Raw genomic sequence first — 19939 nt, forward strand, 5'->3', positions numbered from 1 at the left:
GGCAGTTCGCCGGTCACCCGCGACAATTCCGAATGGCATCGTTGCGCCGGTGTCCGATCGACACTGCAACGCTAACATTCGGGCTGGCAGGTACTACATATGGAGCCCCGGCGCATATCGCCCTCCACCCGGACCCCCACGCATGATCCCCTTCTCCGTGCTCGACCTCGCTCCCATCCGCCAGGGTGGCGACGCCGCGCAGGCGTTTCGCAATTCGCTTGATCTTGCCCAGCACGCCGAGGCCTGGGGCTACAAGCGGTTCTGGCTGGCCGAGCATCACAACATGACGGGCATCGCCAGCGCGGCGACCTCTGTCGTGATCGGGCATGTCGCGGGCGGCACGAAGACGATCCGCGTCGGCTCCGGTGTGGTTCGGCGGCGCCGAGATCGATCTGGCCGAGCGCGATCTCCCCGCGCTCCACCTCATGGCGCTTTACGCCTTCGACCGGGTGCTGAAGCTGCGCGGCCTGCCCGCGGCTCCGCAGCACGCACTGTCCTTGCGCGAGCGCGAGGTGCTGACGCTGGCGGCCGTCGGACGATCCAGCGATGAGATCGCCGACGCCCTGGCCATCACGGGACGCACAGTGAAGGCGCACATCAAGAGCTGCTGCAAGAAGCTCGGCGCAGCCACCCGCACGCAGGCCGTGATGATCGCCATGCGCGACCGGATCATCTCGCCCTGAGGTGACAGGCCCGATCGCGACCGGAGTCGATCAGTCGGCAAAGCCGAACAGCTTTGCCGGATTGTGCACCAGGATCTTTTCCAGCTCCGCCTGGTCCGCCGCGTAGCGGTACATCAGCTCGAGCAGGTCGGCATCGTTGGGCGGCTGCTTGACGGAGACCGGATGCGGCCAGTCGCTGGCCCAGACGCAGCGGTCGCTTGCTGCCTCGATATAGGCGCGCGCGATCGGGATCACGTCGTCGTAGGGCGGGCCGGCCTTCGAGGTCTTCTCGCCGAGCGACAGCATCACCCAGAAATTGCCCTTCTTGAGCAGCTCCAGCATCTTGCGCAGGTTCGGATCGTCCTTGCCGGCTTGCGGATCGGGGCGCGCCATGTGGTCGATCAGCACGGGAACGTCGAGATTCTCGTACTTCGCGACGCTGGAGACGATACCGTCCTTCTCCGGCTGGATCTTGACGTACCAGCCGAGCTCGCGGATGCGGGCGATGGCGCGGGCGAAATCGGTATCCGACAGCACGGCGCCGAGCTCCTGGCGGAAGCTAAAGCGCGCGCCGCGGACGCCGGCGTCATGCAGCTTTGCGAGATAGGAATCGTTCGCCTCGGCAAACACCAGCGCGTTGGCACAGCCGCGGTAGTTCGGACCCATCACCGCGAGGGCGTCGAGCACGACGGCATGATCCGCGCCATAGGTCGTGGTCTGCACGATGATGCCGCGCTCGATGCCGAGCGTCTTGTGCATACGCAACGCCGCTTCCCAGGTCGCGGTCGGCATCCGATAGGCCGCGCCGGGGCGCTCCGGATATTTCTCGATGGGCCCCAGCACGTGGAACTGGCTGTCGATGGTCCTCAGTGGCGGCGCCTTGACCGGGCGGCGCGGATTCGGGTCGAACGGCAGATAGGTCGGCATGCGCAAATCTCCTTCAGTCGATCACGGCGGTGAAGTCGCACTGCACCAGCGCGCCGCCGTCCATGTTGTCCATCGGCAGCGCGTGGCGCGCCGGGCGCGAATGCTCGTCCGGAAACATCTTCAGCCACTCGACATTGACGGGCCCGCGCTGCGAGCGGTCCTTCAGCCACACCGTCATCTTGATGATGTCGTCGGTGGTGCCGCCGGCGGCCTCCACCGTCGCCTTCATGTGCGCGAACATGTTGGCGCATTGCGCGTCGAGACTCACGGGCATCGCGCCGGCCGCATCGCGGCCAAGGATGACGCCCGACATCACGAGATTGCCGATGCGGCAAGCGTTCGGAATCGGATTGGCGTGCTTGAAGCCGCCGATGTGGATGCTCTTGCGCCGTGTCATGGTGCGCTCCCTCTTGTGTGTTGGTTCAGACGAACTGGCACGACACCGAGCCGAACGCGCCGTAGTCGGCGTGGAACGTATCGCCGCGGCGGATGTCCACCGGCCGCGTGAACGATCCCGCCAGCACCACCTCGCCGGCCCTGAGATATTCGTCATGCGGCGCGAGCCGGTTGGCGAGCCAGGCGATGCCGTTGGCGGGATGATTGAGCACGCCGGCGGCAAGCCCGGTCTCCTCGACCTCGCCGTTGCGGAACAGCAGCGCGCCGATCCAGCGCAGATCCGCATCCATCGGGCGGAACGGCCGGCCACCGAGCACCAGCGCGGCGTTCGCGGCGTTGTCCGAGATCGTGTCCATGACCTTTCGCGTCTTGCCCGTTTCAGGATCGACGCGGTGCATGCGCGTCTCCAAGATCTCCAGCGCCGGCGTCACGTAGTCGGTGGCGTTGAGCACGTCGAAGATGGTGCAGTTGGGCTCGCGCAGCGGCGCCTTCAGCACGAAGGCGAGCTCGACCTCGATTCGTGGCGCATGAAAGCGATCGAACGGGATGGGCGTGGCGTCGGCATAGAACATGTCGGCGAACAGCACGCCGTAGTCGGGCTCGGAGATGCCGACCGCGTTCTGCATCGCCTTCGAGGTCAGGCCGATCTTGTGGCCCTTGATGACGCGCCCTCGCCCGAGCTGGAGTTTCGTCCAGGCGCGCTGGATGGCGTAGGCGTCCTCGATCGTGAGGCCGGGATACTCTTTCGAGAACATCGGGATCAGCGCCTTGGTGCGCTCGGCCTCGTCCAGGCGCGCGGCAAGACGTTCGATCGTGGCGGCATCCAGCATGGTCTATTGCTCCGCAGCCACGGTGTTGCGCAGCACGCCGATGCGGCTCGACTCGACCTCGACGACGTCGCCGACTTTCAGCCAGCGCGGCGGATCGAAGCGCGCGCCCGCCCCGGTCGGCGTACCCGTCACGATCATGTCGCCGGGCTTCAGGGTGGCGAAGGTCGAGAGATAGGAGATCAGGAAGTCGAACGGAAACATCAGCCGCTCGGTGGTGTCCTGCTGACGCACCTCGCCGTTGACGCGCGTGGTGATGTCAAGAGGCCCGCGCGGGTCGAGCTCGTCCGCCGTGACGATCCACGGGCCGATGCTACCGGAGCGGTCGAAATTCTTGCCTTGCGTGACGTTGAACTTGCCGTGGCGCAGCCAGTCGCGGATCGTGCCTTCGTTGCACAGCGTCATGCCGAAGATGTGCGACCACGCCTTCTCGCGCGGGATGTGGCGGCCTTCCTGCCCGATCACGATCACGAGCTCGCCTTCATAGTCGAGCTGATCCGAGACTTTGGGCTTCTCCAGCGGCTGGCCGGAGCCTGTCATCGACGACATGCTGCGCACGAACAGGCTCGGATATTTGGGCAGGTCCGAATTGTCTTTATATTCGGCGTTGCGCTCGGCGTAGTTGACGCCGATGCACCAGAGCTTTTCCGGCGCCAGCACCGGCGGCAGCAGGACGAGATCATCGAGCGCGTAGTCCGGTTGCTGATCGGCGATCACTTCCTGCGCGTCCGCCAGCGCATTGGCCGCGATCAGCGCCTTCACGTCGGAGAAGTCGCGGCCGATCCGCCGGGTCAGATCGACCACGCCGCCCGCGACGGCCGCGCCGTAGCGCGCCTCGCCGTCCAAGAGATAGCTCAGGAGTCGCATTGTGGTTTTCTCCAATGGTCTTTGGGCACAAGGGCCGCGATGGGCCGCGCGCTCAGTCGGTCGATTTGGGAGTTTGAAAGACGGTGTTCAGCGTCACGATCTCGCCGAGGCGGGCGTAGCGCGGCCCGCCGATGCGCGCGATCGGGTCGAGCGCCCGGGTCTCGACCTTGCCGTTTTCCACGAGGCCGTCGCGAATGTGGAACATCACGACCTCGCCGACGATCAGCCGGCTGCGGGCGTCGCCGAATTCGAGGCACTGCCGGAAGCGGCACTCCATCGCGACAGGTGCGGCCGCGAGCCGCGGCACCTTGATGCGCTCGCAGCTAAGCGTCTCCAGGCCAAGCTCCGCGACCTCGCTGACTTCAGGCGGGGCTCGATCGAGCTGTCGTGCACCGCAGACATCAGCGGGGTATCGGCGATGTGGATGACGTATTCCTCGGTGTCGAGGATGTTGTGCGCGGTGTCCTTGTAGTCCGCGCCCTTGCGGCCGACGCTGATGGCGAGCATCGGCGGCTTCTGCGAGACGAAGGTGAAGGCGCTGAAGGGCGCGAGGTTGAGCACCCCGGAGCGCGACAGGCTCGTCACCCAGGCGATGGGGCGCGGCACCACGATGCCGGTCATCAGCCGGTAGATGCGCTCCGCGCCGAGCTCGGTGGGATCGATCCGCATCACTCAGTCCGCCTTGATGTTGGCCTTGCGCACGACCGGAATCCACTTGGCGTCCTCGCGCTCGAGATAGGCCCTGAACTCGTCCGGCGTCATCGCGACGGCTTCCCCGCCCAGCTTTTCGAACTTGTCCACCACGCCCGGGTCTTTCAGGATCGCAACCAGCGTCTCGTGCAGCTTGTCGACGACAGGCGCCGGCGTGCCCGCGGGCGCGAACAGGCCGGTGAAAGTCTGGCCGTCGAAATCCTTGTAGCCGAGCTCGGTGAAGGTCGGGACGTCAGGCAGCGACTTCAGCCGGTGCGGGCTGGTGACCGCGAGCGCGCGGAACAGGCCGGCCTTGATGTGCTGGAGGCTGACCGTGAGCTGGTCGAACGCGAACTGCACCTGGCCGCCGAGCAGATCCTTGATGGCCGGCGCGTTGCCGCGGTAATGCGCGGTGACCCATTGCAGGTCGAGATTCGACTGCATCAATTCGCTGAGCAGATGATTGGTGGTGCCGGGGCCGGGCGAGGCCATCGTCAGCTTACCGGGCTCGCGCTTGGCGAGGTCGATGAATTCCTTGAAATTGTTGGCCTGGACGGAGGGATGTACCTCGAGCACCAGCGGCGTCATCGAGATGGTCGAGATCGGCAGGAAGTCCTTCTTCCAGCTATAGGCATCGCGCTTGTTGATCTCGGTCGCGAACAGCACCGGGCCGTTGGCGCCGACGAACAGCGTATAGCCGTCGGGCGCCGATTTCGCGAAAGCCTCGCCCGCGATCATGCCGCCGGCGCCGGCCTTGTTCTCGATGATGAAGGGCTGGCCGAGCTTTTCCTGGAGCTTGTCGGCGACGATGCGCGCGGCGCTGTCGACATTGCCGCCGGCCGGATAGGGCACGATCAGCTTGACGCTGCGCGCCGGCCATTGCTGGGCCGATGCGGGCCCCGCCAGCAACGTCGTGACAGCGGCTATGGCAATCGCGATTAATCTCATGTTAACCTCCCGGCGGCGCTTCCAATTCACTTCGAACGCCTTGACGTTGCGCACGGCGCTCGATCGCCGCGCAATCTCCAGATGCGCGCTTTACCTGTCGAGTGAATTGTGGCGTTCTTGTCCATATTATGGACAAGAGACCTTCTCCGAAAGCCACCCGCAGCGCGCTGGAACCGCGACAGGGCGCGCAGGCGATCCGGCGCGCGCTCGCGGTACTGCGCATTCTTGCCGCAGGCCGCGAGGACGGCGTGCCGCTGGCCGAGGTCGTGCGGGCGACCGGCCTTACCCGTCCGACCGTGCATCGCATCGTCCACGTGCTGATCGAGGAAGGCATCGTCGAGCGGCACGATCGCACCGGCCGCTACGCGATCGGCAACCAGGTGCCGGAATTGGCGCTGGCACGGGCGCGGCCGTCGCGGCTGCTGGTCGCGGCAAGTCCGTCGCTGCGGCGCGCCTCCGCCGAGATCGGGGACACGCTGTTCCTGACGGTGCGGACCGGCAACGACACGCTGTGCGTCGATCGCAGGATCGGCGTCTATCCGATCCAGGTGCTGTCGATCGAGGTCGGCGCGCGCCGGCCGCTCGGCGTCTCCAGCGCCGGCGTTGCCATCCTCGCCGCGATGCCGGCGCAGGACGCGCGAAAAATCGTCGCAGCCAACGAGAAACGGTTCGAGGCCTACCAGACCGACGTCGCAGCCGTGATGAGCCAGGTCACCGCCGCGCGGAAGCGGGGTTACAACATGCGAGAGATCGGCCTCGTGCAGGGCACCAAGTCGATCTCGACCTGGATCAAGACGCCGGACGGACAGCCCGCCGCGGCGATGACCGTCTCCGCCGTTCGGACGAGGCTCGGCCCGCGCCGCGAGCAAGAGGTCGCGGAGATCCTGCTGCGGGAGGCGCGGATCATCGAGCAGGCGATCCGGGGCAATGTCGGCTACTGAAGGCGGCGCCGTTCGCCTCTCCCCGCTTGCGGGAAGAGGCCGGATTGCATCGAAGATGCAATCCGGGTGAGGGGGACTCTCCGCGAGTCCGACTGTCACCGTGATCTCGGATGGAGCCCCTCACCCCAACCCTCTCCCCGTAAGAACGGGGCGAGGGAGCCCACCGGCGATGCGGACAGAGTTCGCCTCAATCATGTCACCGCTGTGCGCCATCCCACGGCGCTGTCAATGGGCTGACTTGGCACGCCGTTTTGTGGCACAAGGGCCGCCATCGCCGACCGAGCAACGAGGCCACGCATGCCCGCGCCAAAACCGCCTGCCTTCGAGACCCTGAGCCTGCATGCGGGCCAGCATCCGGATCCCGCGACCGGCGCCCGCGCGGTGCCGATCTACCAGACCACGTCCTACGTGTTCCAGGATTCCGATCACGCCGCCGCGCTGTTCAACCTGGAGCGCGCCGGCCACATCTACACGCGCATCTCCAATCCGACCATCGGCGTGCTGGAGGAGCGGCTCGCGGCACTCGAAGGCGGCGTCGGCGCGATCTGCACCGCGAGCGGCATGGCTGCGCTGCATCTGGCCATCGCGACGCTGCTCAACGCCGGCGACCACATCGTGGCGTCGAGCTCGCTCTATGGCGGCACCATCAACCTTTTGGCGCATACGCTGCCGCGCTTCGGCATCACCACGACATTTGTGAAGCCGCGCGATCTCGATGCGTTCCGCAGCGCCATCAAGCCGAACACCAAGCTCGTGATCGGCGAGACCATCGGCAATCCCGGGCTCGAGGTGCTCGACATCCCGAAGGTCGCGCAGATCGCGCATGAGGCAAAAATTCCGCTGCTGATCGACAACACCTTTGCGACGCCCTATCTCAGCCGGCCGATCGAGCTAGGGGCCGACATCGTGATGCACTCGGCGACCAAATGGATCGGCGGCCACGGCATCGCGATCGGCGGCGCTATCATCGACGGTGGCCGCTTTGACTGGCGCGGCTCCGGCAAGTTCGGAGTGCTGACCGAGCCCTATGGCGGCTATCACGGCATCGTCTTCGACGAGCAGTTTGGCACCGCGGCGTTCATCATGCGCGCGCGCACCGAGGGCCTGCGCGATTTCGGCGCCTGCCTGTCGCCGACCAACGCGTTCCAGCTCCTGCAGGGCGTGGAGACGCTGGGCGTCCGCATGGACCGGCATATGCAGAACACGCATCTGGTGCTGGAAGCGCTGAAGTCCAACAAGGCGGTGGACTGGGTGCTGCATCCCTCGCTTGAAGACCACACGGACTACCAGCTTGCAAAGCAGCTGCTGCCGCGCGGCGCCGGCTCGATCGTCTCGTTCGGCATCAAGGGCGGCCGCCCCGCCGGCCGCAAGTTCATCGAGTCCCTGCGCATGATCAGCCATCTCGCCAATGTCGGCGACGCCAAGACGCTGGTGATCCACCCGGCCTCGACCACGCATCAGCAGATGGACGCCGAGCAGCTCAAGGCCGCCGGCATCGGCGAGGAGCTGGTGCGGCTGTCGGTCGGCATCGAGACCGCCTCCGACATCATCGACGACCTCAATCAAGCACTGCGCATCTCGCAAAAGGCCTGACACCATGAAGCTTTCCGTCAACGGGGCCGAGGTATTTGTCGCGACCGGCGGCCGCGAATTCGACAAGTCCCTGCCCGCGGTGGTCTTCATCCACGGCGCCGGCTTCGATCACTCGACCTGGGCGCTGCATACGCGCTGGTTCGCCCATCACGGGTTTTCCGTGCTGGCACCGGACCTTCCCGGTCACGGGCGCTCGGCCGGCCCCTCGCTCTCGAGCATCGCCGAGATGGCCGACTGGACGGCGGCGCTGCTCGATGCGGCAGGAGCTGCGAAGGCGCATCTGATCGGCCACTCCATGGGATCGCTGATCTCGCTGGAGACCGCGGCACGTCACCCCGACAAGGTTTCCGCACTGAGCCTGATCGGCACCGCCGCGACCATGACGGTCGGCCCCGATCTCTTGAAGGCGGCCGAAGCCAACTCGCAGGATGCCAACGACATGGTGTCGATCTGGGGCCTCGGCTTCAACGCCGAGCTCGGCGGCAGCCTCGCGCCGGGCCTGTGGATGCATGGCGGCGCGCAAGCGGTGCTGAAGGCTTGCGAGCCGGGCGTGCTGTTCAGGGATCTGTCGGCCTGCAACGCTTACGCGAATGCGCTCACCGCCGCCGCGAGCGTCAAGGTGCCTGCGACGCTCATCCTCGGCGAGCGCGACATGATGACTCCGGCGAAGGCGGGCAAGGCGCTCGCGGCCGCGATCCCGCATGCGAAGACCGTCGTGGTGCCGGGCGCCGGCCACATGATCATGGCCGAGCGGCCGGATGAGTTGCTGGCCGCGCTGAAAGGCTGAGCCCGGCTCAAGATCCCGGCGTCCACTTCCAGACGATGTCGGAGACATTGACCGGCTTCGGGATCAGGCCGAGCTTTGCGAAGCGGTCGGCAACGACCTGCTGGCTCTTGACCACCTCGGCATCGATCGGCACCACGCGATAATTGGAGCGGGCGACGAAGCGGCGGATCGCCTCGATGTCGACGCCGGTCGCCTCGGCCTGCGCCTTCGCCACGTCTTCGTGATGTGAATCTGCCCATACACCTTCGGACGCGAAGGCCGTGTTGAGCTTCGCAACGAGCGAGGGATACTTCTCCACGAAATCGGCGCCGGCGATGTAGAAGGCGTTCGGCTTGTGCACGTCCTTGTCGAAGGCGATGACGCGCGCATTCTCCTTCAGCTCGGCGAGCGCGAGATAGGGATCCCAGATCGACCAGGCGTCGACCGAGCCCTTCACGAAGGCCGCCGTCGCATCGGCCGGCGCGAGCGGCGCAGGCGTGATGTCGGACCAGGACAGGCCGGCCTTCTCGAGCGCCGCGACTAGCAGATTATGCGCGCTCGATCCCTTGCCGAAGGCGACGCGCTTGCCCCTGAGATCGGCCAGTGCGTGAATCGGCGAGTCCTTCGGCACGACGATCGCCTGGGTGTTGCCGTCCGATTTCACCGCGGCGACGTAGCGGATCTTCGCGCCGCCGGCCTGCGCGAAGATCGGCGGGGAGTCGCCGACATAACCGAAATCGACGCTGCCGACATTGATTGCCTCCAGCAGCGGTGGACCGAACTGGAAGTCGATCCACTTGATCTCGATGCCGAGCGGCTTGAAGGCGTTTTCGAGCGTCTGGCGCTGGCGCACCGCCGGGAAGAAGCCGCCCTTCTGGGTGCCGATGCGGATTTCCGCCGGTTTGTTCTCCGCGTGCACGGGTGCAGCCAGGGCTGTCGCGACCAGGAGTGTCGTTGCGAGCATGTGTCGTCGAGTAATCATATCGCGGTCCTTTCGGTGGGATCAGTTGGCGAAGAGTTGCGAACTCGCGCGCCGGCTCAGCTCGGAGAACACCGCGCGCGCGGCCCGCTCGGCATCGCGCGCCGAGCGGAACTGGCGGCCTTCGAGGCTGTCGAACAGCCGCTCGGAGGAAAAGAAGCGGAAGCCGCGCGCGTCTCTTGTGATGATGCCGGCGGCGCGGTCGTGGATTTCGATGATGTAGGCGTTGGACTGGGCTTCGAACTGGGCTTCAAACTGACCTTGGGACATGACTGCTCATTCGCCGCGATTGCGGCGTTCCTGTCTTGAGATTTGCGATGGGACGTACTGAGAGGGAGGCGCTCAGCAGCAACAACAGGCGCCGGTCGCCGCCGAGAAACAGCGCCGCGTCATGCACGGGTGCATGTCGTCCGGATTACGCTGGTGATCGGTTCTCATGTTGCGGCTTCGGCTCGAGGAGCAGTTTCGATGCTGTAAATATCGAGCGATCGGCGCGATTGGTCAATGAAATGGCTATCCATATTTACGAGCGACACGTTCGGCCGCTTCTCCCGCCGCAAGCGCCCGCAGGCAGATTCATCTCGCGATGAGTTCAGCACTGGCGCCCTCTTCACCTCTCCCCGCTTGCGGGGAGAGGTCGGATCGCCCCCGGCGATGCGAAGCATCGTCCGGCGCGATCCGGGTGAGGGGGTACAGGTCCCCACAGCGATCTCACGTGCGGAGAGAGGCCCCTCACCCCGCCTCTCCCCGCAAGAGCGGGGCGAGGGAGACGAGAGCGCGGACGCTACCACATCGTCGCTGCGGCACGCGCCGCCCAGGCGCGATCGTACTCCTCGCCGCCGACCTTGTTCTGGCTCATCTCGGCGAGGATCTGGCCGGGCGTCGGCAGCGTCTTCGGGTCGATGCGCTTGTCGGGGTTCCAGAGATCGGAGCGGACGATGGCGCGGGCGCACTGGAAGTAGATCTCGTCCACATTCATCACCATGACGCTGCGCGGCGCCTTGCCTTCGACCTTGAAGGACGCCAGCAACTCGGGATCGATCGACAGATGCGCGCGGCCATTGGCGCGGACCGCATTGCCGGAGCCGGGGACCAGGAACATCAGGGACACGCGCGGGTCGCGCACGATGTTGCGCAGCGAATCGACCCGGTTGTTGCCGCGACGATCCGGCAGCATCAGCGTCTTGGGGTCGTGAATGCGAACGAAGCCGGGCAGATCGCCGCGCGGCGAGCAGTCGATGCCCTCGGGCCCGATGGTGGCGAGCGCCGCGAACGGCGCCTTCTCGATGAAGACGCGATAGAGCGGCGTGACATGGTCGGCGACTTTCACGGTCGAGGCATCGTTGGTGGCGCCGTAGATGGCCTCTAGTACCCACTTTTCTTGGAACGTGAGTCGTGATTCAAGGTCGGGATGATACCCGAAGCAAGAGAAGTCCACCTTTCGAGGAAAGATCGCAAGGTGCTTGAGGCGTGCTGTCGCTCACCGGTGACGTTGCAGCGCGATTTGAAGCGGGCGCGGATAGTTCTGTTGGCGGCGGATGGGCGCAGCACCCGGTCGATCGCCAAGGAAGTTGGGGTCCAGCCGCGGATTGTCAGCCTTTGGCGGCATCGCTATGCCGACCATGGCCTTGAAGGGCTGCAAGACAAGCCGCGGCCTGGCAAGCAGCCGATCTATACGAAGACGACCGACAAGCGGATTCTGAAGCTGCTGGATAAGCCGCCACCGCAAGGGTTTGCGCGCTGGACCGGCCCCCTGCTGGCCGAGGCGCTGGGCGATGTCGATGTCCAATATGTCTGGCGGTTCCTGCGCAGCCACAAGATTGACCTGGTGGCTCGCAAGTCCTGGTGCGAGAGCAACGACCCGAACTTTACGGCCAAAGCCGCCGATGTTGTCGGCCTCTATGTCGCGCCGCCGGCGAAGGCCATTGTGCTGTGCGTGGACGAGAAGCCAGAGCTGGCCCCGGTTGTTTGGACAGCGCCCCGCTGGATTTAAGTGGATTCCTGCCGGGTTATGCTGAACGCGGGGCTTTACGGTTTTGTCGTTGCGTCGGGAGGGCGTAGCCCGACCAGAGCGACGACAAAACCGTCGGCGACGGTCATGCGGCCATCACCATAGCTTGCGTGCCGAAGTAAGCCTCGTCGGGCGTGCGCCCGTCAAGGCTCGAGTGAGGGCGTCCCTGATTGTAGAAGGCCAGATACTTGGCAATTGACGCTCGCGCCTCGGACACGCTGTCGTAGGCGCGGAGATAAACTTCTTCGTATTTGACCGTGCGCCAGAGCCGCTCGACAAACACGTTGTCGCGCCAGGCGCCCTTGCCGTCCATGCTGATGGCGATCTTCGCGTCCAGCAGCACATCGGTGAACTCGAGGCTGGTGAACTGGCTGCCCTGATCCGTGTTGAAAATCTCGGGCCTGCCGTGCTTCGCCAACGCCTCCTGGACCGCTTCGACGCAGAAGGCCGCCTCCATTGTGATCGAGACGCGATGGGCCAGGACCCGTCGGCTGAACACATCGACGACCGCCGCGAGATAGACGAAGCCACGCCGCATCGGAATGTAGGTGATGTCCATTGCCCACGCATGGTCGGGCCGCTCGATCTTCAATCCGCGCAACAGGTACGGGTAGATCTTGTGACCCGGAGCCGGCTTGCTCGTGTTCGGGCGACGATAGACCGCCTCGATCCGCATGCGCTTCATCAGCGTCGCGATGTGGCGGCGACCGGCGTATACGCCCTCCCGCCGCAGCAACGATCGCAGCATACGCGCTCCCGCGAAGGGATAATCGAGATGCAGCTCATCGAGCCGACGCATCAAGGCAAGGTCCTCGGCCGAAACTGGCCGAGGTTCATAGTAGACCGTGCTGCGAGCCAGCTTCAGGACCTTCGCCTGGCGCACGATAGAAAGATCATGACCGCGGTCGATCATCGCTTTGCGCTCAGCAGGCCCGCCTTGGTGAGCGCGCCGGACAAAAAATCGTTTTCCAACGCCAGCTCGCCGATCTTGGCATGTAACGCCTTCAAATCGACCGGCGTCTCGGCCGATGTCTTGTCATGCCCAAACACGCCGGCGGCGCCTTCCAGGAGCTGGTTTTTCCAGATCGTGATCTGGTTCGGATGAACATCAAACAGTTGCGCCAGCTCCGCCAGTGTCTTGTCGCCTTTGACCGCAGCCAAAGCAACCTTCGCCTTGAATGCCGGAGAATGCGTCCGGCGGCTCTTCTTCGTCATCTTCGCTCCTGATTCGCAGCAAGAATCCTCGCCGCTGTCAGGCAGAAAATCCACTCAAGCTACTGTCCGAATTTGCGGGGCCAGCTCTGCCCTCGATCCAGGCTTTGGAGCGAGCGCAGGGTTATCTGAAGTTGCCCAATGGCCGCGCCTTGACCGGCCAAAGCCACGATTACAAGCGGCATGGCACCACAACATTGTTTGCGGCGCTCGAAGTCGCCACCGGAAAGATCATCGCGACCCATTCAAAACGCCGGCGCCGCGTCGAGTTTCTCGATTTCATGAACAGCGTCACCGCGGCTTTTCCGAACCGCAAGCTTCACGTCATCCTCGACAACCTCAACACCCATAAAAAGAACGAGGACTGGCTCAAGGCCCACCCCAACGTGCAATTTCATTTCACGCCGACAAGTGCGTCGTGGCTCAATCAGGTCGAAGTATGGTTTTCCATCTTGCAGGGGCAGTCGCTCAGCGGCACCTCCTTCACGAGCCTCAAGCAGCTTCAGGAACACATCGATGCCTACGTCAACGCATACAACGACAGAGCCGAGCCCTTCGTCTGGACCAAGAAAAAGGTCCGTCAACGCCGTTTCAAAGGCCGCCGTATCACTCAGCTCTGATTCCGGGTACTAGCTGTTCGACCGTTTCGATCACCGACATTCTTCCACTCTCCTTTGCGCCGGCGGTTACTCGCGCCAGCCTTCGTTCCTGATCACGCGCACGAGCTGGCGGCTGTGATAATCCGCGCTGCCGGCGTTGAGGATGGTGACATCGGCCTGCGCCGATGCGTCCTCGACGCTGCGGGACAGCCGTTCCGCGATATTGCCGTCGCTGTGCCGGGCGCGGGCGGCAAGCCGCTGCGCCAGCACGTCCGGCGGCGCCGTGATGGCGACCACGACGACATTGGCATAGGCCTGACGCAGCGCGGCAATCACGGTGCGCGAGACGTTGACGACGACGGCGCGGCCGGCGCGGATGTCGTCGTTGATTTCGAGCGGTAGCGCGTAGGAATGCCCATGCGCTTCCCAGTGCACGGCGAAATCCCCGTGATCGATTCCGAGCCGGAATTCGTCCGGGCTCATGGCAATGTTGTCCTCGGCCGCGGAGGACTCACGCGTCACGACGCGACGCGGAAAGACGACGTCGTGATCGTCGATGCAGGCCGCCTGCGCCAGCTGCAGCAAGGTGTCCTTGCCGGCGCCGCTGGGACCGACCACGAGCACGAGCCGGCCAGGGCCGATCGCACCCGCCTCGCCTTGCGCCATGGTCGCGGTCTCGCTCATGCGACCCGGCCTCCTTCGCGCCAGACGCTGCGGACGACGGGAACGCTGCCCGCGATGTGCACCCGGATCAGGTCGGCGCGCTTGCCGACCGCAATCTCGCCGCGGTCGAAGAGACCAACCGCCTCGGCCGGCGCTTTCGTTACGGTTCGAACCGCCGCCGGAAGGCTGATCGCGGGCACATGCTCAGGCAATTGCAGCGCGGCCATCAGAAGGCTCGACGGAATGTAGTCCGACGAGAGAATGTCGAGCAGGCCCTCGCGGGCAAGATCGACCGCGGCGATATTGCCGGAGTGCGAGCCGCCGCGCACGACGTTGGGCGCGCCCATCAGGATGTCGATGCCGGCCTGATGCAGGCCGCGCGCGGCCTCCAGCGTCGTCGGAAATTCCGCCACCGAAACGCGATCGCGCACGGCGTCCGCGACATTCTCCTCGGTGGTGTCGTCATGGCTCGCCAGCGGAATCCTGTGCTGATGCGCCAGCGCCACGATCTCGCGCATGTTGGTCGCCGCATAAGCCTTTTGATACTCGAAGCGCTTTGCGAACAGCTCGTCGAGCTGGGCATCGGTCTTGCCGCCGTTCTTGCCGCGGTAATAGTCGCGCAGCTTGCCCTCGTCGCGGAACTGGCGCTGGCCGGGCGTATGGTCCATCAGCGACATCAGCTTCACGTCGGGACGGTCGATCAGCTCCTTGGCCTCCTCGACCACGCTCGGCATCGGGATTTCGCAGCGCAGATGCAGGAAGCGGTCGGCGCGCAACAAATCAGCATCGCGCGCGGTCGTGATCGCGGCGGCGAGCACGCCGGCGCGGCCGTCGACTTCCTCAGCGCCGTCCTCACGCCAGACCCGGAGCGAGTCGAACACGGTCGTGATGCCCGAGGTCGCGAGCTGGCCGTCATAGGAGACGACGGCGGCGACCGGATTCCAGAACACCTTCGGCCGCGGTACGTAATGCGCTTCGAGGTGATCGGTGTGGAGCTCGATCAGTCCGGGCATGATGAGGTCGCCGCCAGCATCCTCAGCGCCCGCCGGCGCCCTGCCCTCGCCGATCTCGGCGATGCGCCCATCCGCAAGAGCCAGCCAGCCCTGCTCGATCACCCGGTCAGCCAGGACGATCCTGGCGTTGGCGATCACGGTGTCCTTCGGCTTGGCGTTCATTTCAATTTCCTTCAGGCGGCGGCGGCAAAGCTGGTAACGTCAACAATACGGTCGGCAATCAAATGGCGGATTTCGTCGTCATGGACAATGGCGACCATGGCGACGCCCTGGCGCTTTTTCTCGGCGATCAGCTCGACCACGACGGCGCGGTTGGCGGCATCGAGCGAGGCGGTCGGTTCGTCCAGCAACAGGATCGGCAGGTCGGAGATGAAGCCGCGCGCGATGTTGACGCGCTGCTGTTCACCGCCGGAGAAGGTCGCGGGCGGAAGCTGCCAGAGCCGCTCAGGGATGTTGAGGCGGTGCAGCAGGGTACCCGCCCTCTGCTGCGCCTCGGCTCGGGCCAGGCCGTTCACGATCAGCGGCTCGGCGACGACGTCGATCGTGGCGACCCGTGGCACCGCGCGCAGGAACTGGCTGACATAGCCGATGGTCGCGCGGCGCACGTTGAGGACCTGCCGCGGCTCGGCGGTGGCCAGATCAATCAGCGCGCCGCGATGGCGGATGCCGATGCGGCCGGAATCGCAGCGGTAATTGCCGAAGATCATCTTCAGGATCGACGACTTGCCGGCGCCGGACGGGCCCGACAGCACGACGCATTCGCCGGGATCGACGTGGAAGGTCACGCCGCTGACGACAGGCAGCTCGATGCCGCCCTGCAGGTGCATCGTAAAGGTCTTCTTGGCATCAGTGACGTCGATCATGGCGGTCATCAGTGGGCTCATGGCGGCAGAATCGAGGAAACGAGGAGCTGAGTATAGGGCTCACGGGGATCGTCGAGCACCTGGTCGGTGAGACCGGTCTCGATCACGCGGCCGCCCTTCATCACCATCACGCGGTGCGACAATAGCCGCGCGACCGCAAGGTCGTGGGTGACGATGACGACGGCGAGGTTGAGCTCGGCAACGAGGCTGCGCAAGAGATCGAGCAGGCGCGCCTGCACGGACACATCAAGGCCGCCGGTGGGCTCGTCCATGAACACCAGCCGCGGCTCGGTGACGAGATTGTGGGCGATCTGGAGACGCTGGCGCATGCCGCCGGAATAGGTCCGCGGCGCATCGTCGATTCGAGCGGTATCGATCTCGACGCGGGTGAGCCAGTCGGACGCGGTGTCGCGGATGCGACCGTAGTGATTCCATCCCACCGCCATCAGCCGCTCGCCGACATTGGCGCCGGCCGAGACCGCCATGCGCAGGCCCTGCGCGGGATCCTGGTGCACGAAGCCCCAGTCGGTGCGGAACAGGAAGCGCCGCTCGGCTTCGCCGAGCGTGGCGAGATCGCGGGTGACGCCGTCGCGCATCCGGTAGGTGACGTGCCCGCCGCTGGCCGCGAGCTGGCCCGACAGCAGTTGCAGCAGCGTCGACTTGCCCGAGCCGGATTCGCCGACGATCGCCAGTACCTCGCCGGAATAGAGCGAGAACGACACGTCGCGGCACGCGGCGATGCGGCCGTAGGACTTGCTGAGCGAATTCGCAACCAGCAGCGGCTCATCGTTGTCCAGCATGTCGTGATCAGCCATTTGATGTCTCCTGCGCCTTCTCCTTGTACGGCGCAGCGCTCAGGCTGCCGTGATGGCCAGCGGCCTGACGGCCCTCGCAATAATCGGTGTCGGAGCAGACGAACATGCGGCCGCCCTTGTCGTCGGTGACGATCTCGTCGAGATAGGAGTTATCCGCGCCGCACAGCGCGCAAGGCGCGTTGAAGCGATACGGCTCAAAGGGGTGATCCTCGAAATCGAGCGACACAACTTGCGTATAGGGCGGGATCGCGTAGATGCGCTTCTCGCGGCCGGCGCCGAACAATTGCAGCGCCGGGCAATTGTCCATCTTGGGATTGTCGAATTTCGGCGTCGGCGACGGGTCCATCACATAGCGCGCGTTGACCTTGACCGGATAGGCGTAGGCGGTCGCGATGTGGCCGAAGCGGGCGATGTCCTCATAGAGCTTCACATGCATCAGGCCGTATTCGGCGAGCGCATGCATGCGCCGCGTCTCGGTCTCGCGTGGCTCGAGGAACCGCAGCGGTTCCGGGATCGGCACCTGATAGACCAGCACCTGGTTCTCGTTCAGCGCGGCCTCCGGGATGCGGTGACGGGTCTGGATCACGGTCGCCTCCTCCGTCGCCGTCGTGGTGGCGACGCCGGCGGTCTTGGCGAAGAACTTGCGGATCGAGATCGCGTTGGTGGTGTCGTCGGAACCCTGGTCGATCACCTTCAGCACGTCCTCAGGACCGAGGATCGCCGCCGTCACCTGCACGCCGCCGGTGCCCCAGCCATAGGGCATCGGCATTTCGCGACTGGCGAACGGCACCTGATAGCCTGGGATCGCGATCGCCTTCAGGATGGCGCGGCGGATCATCCGCTTGGTCTGTTCGTCGAGATAGGCGAAATTGTAGGCGGGCGCGTTCATTCCGCGGCCTCCTTCATGGCATCGGGCGCATTGGCCTCGGCAAACTCCTGACGCAGCTTGCGCAGCAGGCCGAGCTCGGACTGGAAGTCGACATAATGCGGCAGCTTCAGATGCTCGACGAAGCCGGTCGCCTGGACATTGTCCGAATGCGACATCACGAATTCTTCATCCTGCGCCGGCGCGAGCGCCTCTTCGCCGAGCTCGCGGGCACGAAGCGCGCGATCGACCAGCGCCATCGACATGGTCTTGCGCTCGCTCTGGCCAAAGGCGAGGCCATAGCCGCGGGTGAAGCAGGGTGCTTCCGTGGCAGAACCCCTTGAACTGGTTGACCATCTGGCACTCGGTGAGCTCGATCGAGCCGAGCGGCACGGCGAAGCCGACATCCTCGGCGAGGAATTCGACCTCGACCTCGCCGAAGCGGATCTCGCCGGCAAAGGGGTGGTTGCGGCCATAGCCGCGCTGGGTGGAATAGCCCATCGCCAGCAGGAAGCCTTCGTCGCCGCGCGCGAGATTTTGCAGGCGCAGGTCGCGGTCGGCCGGGAAGTTCAGCGGCTCGCGCGTGAGATCGCCGACGCTGGCGCCGGCCTCGGCCTGCGGCGAGGATTCGATCAGCCCATCGCGGCCCAGGATATCGGTCACGCGCGGCGTCGGCGCGGTCGAGGCTTCGGCCGTCGCCGGCGCGTCCGGCACAAATCCCTCCGCGAGCGAGGGATCGAGCAGGCGGTGCGTATAGTCGAAGGTCGGCCCGAGGATCTGGCCGCCGGGAATGTCCTTGAAGGTCGAGGACACCCGCCGCTGCACCCGCATGGCGCCGGTGTCGACCGGCTCACTCGCGCCGAAGCGCGGCAGGGTGGCGCGGAAGGCGCGAACCAGGAAAATCGCCTCGATCAGATCGCCCCGCGCCTGCTTGATCGCGAGCGCCGCGAGCTCACGGTCATAAAGCGAGCCTTCGCTCATGACGCGGTCCACGGCCAGACCAAGCTGCTCCGAGATCTGGTCGAGCGTGACTTCCGGCACGCTTTGATCGCCGCGCCGCGCATTGGCGAGCAGCCGATGGGCGTTCTCGATGGCGCGTTCGCCGCCTTTGACTGCGACATACATGCTATTCACTTCCCTTGTTCGCAACGCGCGTGGTGCGCGGGATCGCAACCACGGCGTCATCGGCGACCAGCACCACGTCGATGCCGCGCGGAAACAGCGTCTCGTTGACACGCAGCCGCTCGAACAGGTCGGCGGGCTTGATCGAGGCCCGGAGCGTCGCGACGCCGTCGATGCCGGGGCCGCGCAGCTCGAAGCCCCGCCCTGCGTCAAGGCTATCGACCTGGAGGATCAACGTGGTCGACCGGTCCGGGTATTCGCTGGTGCCGAGCGCGAAGCGCTCGAGCGCCGGAAGCAAGGCGCCATCGCTGATCAGGGCAAAGCTCGCGATCGAGGAATCCTGAATGACCGGCGCGCCGGTGTGGAACTTGAGCCATTTCACGACGTGCGAGCTTTCCGACATCCGCGCATCGAGCCAGAGCGGCGTGTCGTGGTCGAACAGCGTCAGCGCGATCGCGGCGGCGCCGCGCATCATCGGCCCGGGTGTGCCCGCCATCGGCACGATGCGCTGGACCGAACCCGGCCGCGCCATCGCGTCCATGACAGAGCGAAAGGTCGATTGCGCCGACAGCACCTTGTCGGCGAACCCCGGCGGCAGTTCCGCAATCGTGGTCATGATCTCACCCCTCACCGCGCACCATGGTGTAGAAATCAACCTTCGTCGCGGCGGTCTCGGCCGCCGCCTGCTTGCGCCGGATCGTAAGCTGCTCGCGCAACGGTGCGATAACGTCCCGCTCGACCGATGCGGAAAAATCCCGCGACTGCACCAGCGCATCGCACAGCGCGATCAGCCGCGCCTTCTCACCGTCGCGTCCGAGCGTGTAGCCGAAGCCGACCTCGCCGCTCGCGAGCCGCACGGCGGCACGCGACACCGTGGCTTCGCCGAGGTTGAACGGGGCGCCGTCGCCGCCGACCCGGCCGCGCAGCATGACGAGGCCGTTTTCCGGCGCGCGCAGATCCTGATGGGCCGGGAGGGCGAAAGCGCGGAGGCGAGCGGCGATCTCGCCCGCCTCCGCGTGCGCCAGCACGGCCATCGCGGCCTTGCGCTGGGCTTGCTGATTGTTGTGCTGCGTCACCCGATCCACCGAACTTGCCGAACTCAAGTTGTCTATGATAGTAGACAACTTCATACGGAAGCGCCATGACTGTTTCGTGACAAGCGTGTGATTTTCGGGCTAGG

Annotated in this window: 20 protein-coding genes and 5 pseudogenes; 7 read left to right on the top strand and 18 right to left on the bottom strand. The window is 65.4% G+C overall.

The features are described from left to right. Positions 1 to 142: 142 nt before the first annotated feature. Positions 143 to 373, top strand: a pseudogene (locus tag ACFLEY_RS44190) (LLM class flavin-dependent oxidoreductase); the annotation flags it as partial. A 52-nt stretch (positions 374 to 425) separates the two neighbouring features. Beyond that, positions 426 to 683, top strand: a complete 258-nt coding sequence (locus ACFLEY_RS44195; RefSeq protein ID WP_396604443.1) for a response regulator transcription factor — start codon at positions 426 to 428, stop codon at positions 681 to 683. Between the two features lie 30 nt (positions 684 to 713). Here ACFLEY_RS44195 and ACFLEY_RS44200 read toward each other — a convergent pair whose 3' ends face one another. From ACFLEY_RS44200 to ACFLEY_RS44225, 6 genes and pseudogenes are all read right to left on the bottom strand, one after another. Beyond that, complete coding sequence (locus ACFLEY_RS44200; protein ID WP_060909326.1) at positions 714 to 1589, bottom strand: amidohydrolase; 876 nt, start codon at positions 1587 to 1589, stop codon at positions 714 to 716. A 13-nt stretch (positions 1590 to 1602) separates the two neighbouring features. After that, entirely contained in the window at positions 1603 to 1986 is a 384-nt protein-coding gene (locus ACFLEY_RS44205) for a RidA family protein (RefSeq protein ID WP_011084059.1), read from the bottom strand. 25 nt (positions 1987 to 2011) lie between these two features. Beyond that, positions 2012 to 2815 carry a 2-oxo-hept-4-ene-1,7-dioate hydratase gene (gene hpaH, locus ACFLEY_RS44210; protein ID WP_060909327.1) on the bottom strand — a complete coding sequence of 268 codons (804 nt, stop codon included), beginning with the start codon at positions 2813 to 2815 and terminating at the stop codon, positions 2012 to 2014. A gap of 3 nt (positions 2816 to 2818) precedes the next feature. Further along, positions 2819 to 3679 carry a fumarylacetoacetate hydrolase family protein gene (locus ACFLEY_RS44215; protein ID WP_060909328.1) on the bottom strand — a complete coding sequence of 287 codons (861 nt, stop codon included), beginning with the start codon at positions 3677 to 3679 and terminating at the stop codon, positions 2819 to 2821. Positions 3680 to 3731: 52 nt separating this feature from the next. Then, positions 3732 to 4348 (bottom strand): annotated as a pseudogene (locus tag ACFLEY_RS44220) (flavin reductase family protein). A gap of 3 nt (positions 4349 to 4351) precedes the next feature. After that, a complete protein-coding gene (locus ACFLEY_RS44225) occupies positions 4352 to 5317 on the bottom strand; it encodes a tripartite tricarboxylate transporter substrate binding protein (protein ID WP_060909329.1) in 966 nt (321 codons plus the stop codon). Positions 5318 to 5445: 128 nt separating this feature from the next. Here ACFLEY_RS44225 and ACFLEY_RS44230 point away from each other — a divergent pair, with 128 nt between their 5' ends. From ACFLEY_RS44230 to ACFLEY_RS44240, 3 genes are all read left to right on the top strand, one after another. Next, positions 5446 to 6258, top strand: a complete 813-nt coding sequence (locus tag ACFLEY_RS44230) for an IclR family transcriptional regulator (RefSeq protein WP_060909330.1) — start codon at positions 5446 to 5448, stop codon at positions 6256 to 6258. A gap of 297 nt (positions 6259 to 6555) precedes the next feature. After that, on the top strand, positions 6556 to 7851 hold the full coding sequence (locus ACFLEY_RS44235; RefSeq protein ID WP_060909331.1) for an O-acetylhomoserine aminocarboxypropyltransferase: 1296 nt from the start codon (positions 6556 to 6558) through the stop codon (positions 7849 to 7851). Positions 7852 to 7855: 4 nt separating this feature from the next. Beyond that, the gene (locus ACFLEY_RS44240; protein WP_060909332.1) at positions 7856 to 8638 is read left to right on the top strand and encodes an alpha/beta fold hydrolase; all 783 of its coding nucleotides are present in this window, start codon (positions 7856 to 7858) and stop codon (positions 8636 to 8638) included. 7 nt (positions 8639 to 8645) lie between these two features. Here ACFLEY_RS44240 and ACFLEY_RS44245 read toward each other — a convergent pair whose 3' ends face one another. The 3 genes from ACFLEY_RS44245 to ACFLEY_RS44255 form a co-directional block, all read right to left on the bottom strand. Then, the gene (locus tag ACFLEY_RS44245) at positions 8646 to 9599 is read right to left on the bottom strand and encodes an aliphatic sulfonate ABC transporter substrate-binding protein (RefSeq protein ID WP_082755628.1); all 954 of its coding nucleotides are present in this window, start codon (positions 9597 to 9599) and stop codon (positions 8646 to 8648) included. 21 nt (positions 9600 to 9620) lie between these two features. Continuing rightward, positions 9621 to 9866 carry a hypothetical protein gene (locus ACFLEY_RS44250; RefSeq protein WP_060909333.1) on the bottom strand — a complete coding sequence of 82 codons (246 nt, stop codon included), beginning with the start codon at positions 9864 to 9866 and terminating at the stop codon, positions 9621 to 9623. Between the two features lie 514 nt (positions 9867 to 10380). Further along, on the bottom strand, positions 10381 to 10956 hold the full coding sequence (locus ACFLEY_RS44255) for a pyridoxamine 5'-phosphate oxidase family protein (protein WP_060912763.1): 576 nt from the start codon (positions 10954 to 10956) through the stop codon (positions 10381 to 10383). 51 nt (positions 10957 to 11007) lie between these two features. On the opposite strand from ACFLEY_RS44255, the pseudogene ACFLEY_RS44260 reads away from it, so the two are divergent. Then, positions 11008 to 11553, top strand: a pseudogene (locus ACFLEY_RS44260) (IS630-like element ISRj1 family transposase); the annotation flags it as partial. Between the two features lie 139 nt (positions 11554 to 11692). Here ACFLEY_RS44260 and ACFLEY_RS44265 read toward each other — a convergent pair. After that, a protein-coding gene (locus ACFLEY_RS44265) for an IS3-like element ISRj2 family transposase (RefSeq protein WP_129557324.1) occupies positions 11693 to 12822 on the bottom strand; the annotation gives its coding sequence in 2 pieces (ribosomal slippage) (positions 11693 to 12570 and positions 12570 to 12822; 1131 coding nt in all). A gap of 89 nt (positions 12823 to 12911) precedes the next feature. Between ACFLEY_RS44265 and ACFLEY_RS44270 the strand changes: the two are divergent. Further along, positions 12912 to 13439, top strand: a pseudogene (locus ACFLEY_RS44270) (IS630-like element ISRj1 family transposase); the annotation flags it as partial. Between the two features lie 66 nt (positions 13440 to 13505). Here ACFLEY_RS44270 and phnN read toward each other — a convergent pair. From phnN to phnG, 8 genes and pseudogenes are all read right to left on the bottom strand, one after another. Beyond that, positions 13506 to 14102 carry a phosphonate metabolism protein/1,5-bisphosphokinase (PRPP-forming) PhnN gene (gene phnN / locus ACFLEY_RS44275; protein WP_028173668.1) on the bottom strand — a complete coding sequence of 199 codons (597 nt, stop codon included), beginning with the start codon at positions 14100 to 14102 and terminating at the stop codon, positions 13506 to 13508. Further along, a complete protein-coding gene (locus tag ACFLEY_RS44280; protein ID WP_396604444.1) occupies positions 14099 to 15256 on the bottom strand; it encodes an alpha-D-ribose 1-methylphosphonate 5-triphosphate diphosphatase in 1158 nt (385 codons plus the stop codon). Before ACFLEY_RS44280 ends, phnN begins: the two co-directional genes overlap by 4 nt. A gap of 11 nt (positions 15257 to 15267) precedes the next feature. Further along, complete coding sequence (gene phnL / locus ACFLEY_RS44285; RefSeq protein WP_060909335.1) at positions 15268 to 15966, bottom strand: phosphonate C-P lyase system protein PhnL; 699 nt, start codon at positions 15964 to 15966, stop codon at positions 15268 to 15270. Between the two features lie 8 nt (positions 15967 to 15974). Beyond that, positions 15975 to 16772 carry a phosphonate C-P lyase system protein PhnK gene (gene phnK, locus ACFLEY_RS44290; RefSeq protein ID WP_082755630.1) on the bottom strand — a complete coding sequence of 266 codons (798 nt, stop codon included), beginning with the start codon at positions 16770 to 16772 and terminating at the stop codon, positions 15975 to 15977. Then, the gene (locus tag ACFLEY_RS44295; RefSeq protein ID WP_060909336.1) at positions 16765 to 17661 is read right to left on the bottom strand and encodes an alpha-D-ribose 1-methylphosphonate 5-phosphate C-P-lyase PhnJ; all 897 of its coding nucleotides are present in this window, start codon (positions 17659 to 17661) and stop codon (positions 16765 to 16767) included. Before ACFLEY_RS44295 ends, phnK begins: the two co-directional genes overlap by 8 nt. Further along, positions 17658 to 18762: pseudogene (locus tag ACFLEY_RS44300) on the bottom strand (carbon-phosphorus lyase complex subunit PhnI). Before ACFLEY_RS44300 ends, ACFLEY_RS44295 begins: the two are co-directional and overlap by 4 nt. 1 nt (position 18763) lies before the next feature. Next, positions 18764 to 19375 (bottom strand): phosphonate C-P lyase system protein PhnH, encoded by a 612-nt coding sequence (gene phnH, locus ACFLEY_RS44305; protein WP_060909337.1) that lies wholly within the window; start codon positions 19373 to 19375, stop codon positions 18764 to 18766. A 4-nt stretch (positions 19376 to 19379) separates the two neighbouring features. After that, positions 19380 to 19844, bottom strand: a complete 465-nt coding sequence (phnG, locus tag ACFLEY_RS44310) for a phosphonate C-P lyase system protein PhnG (RefSeq protein ID WP_038965299.1) — start codon at positions 19842 to 19844, stop codon at positions 19380 to 19382. Positions 19845 to 19939 lie beyond the last annotated feature (95 nt).

The organism is Bradyrhizobium sp. YCK136 (genome assembly GCF_044570075.1).
GTDB classification, from domain to species: domain Bacteria; phylum Pseudomonadota; class Alphaproteobacteria; order Rhizobiales; family Xanthobacteraceae; genus Bradyrhizobium; species Bradyrhizobium diazoefficiens.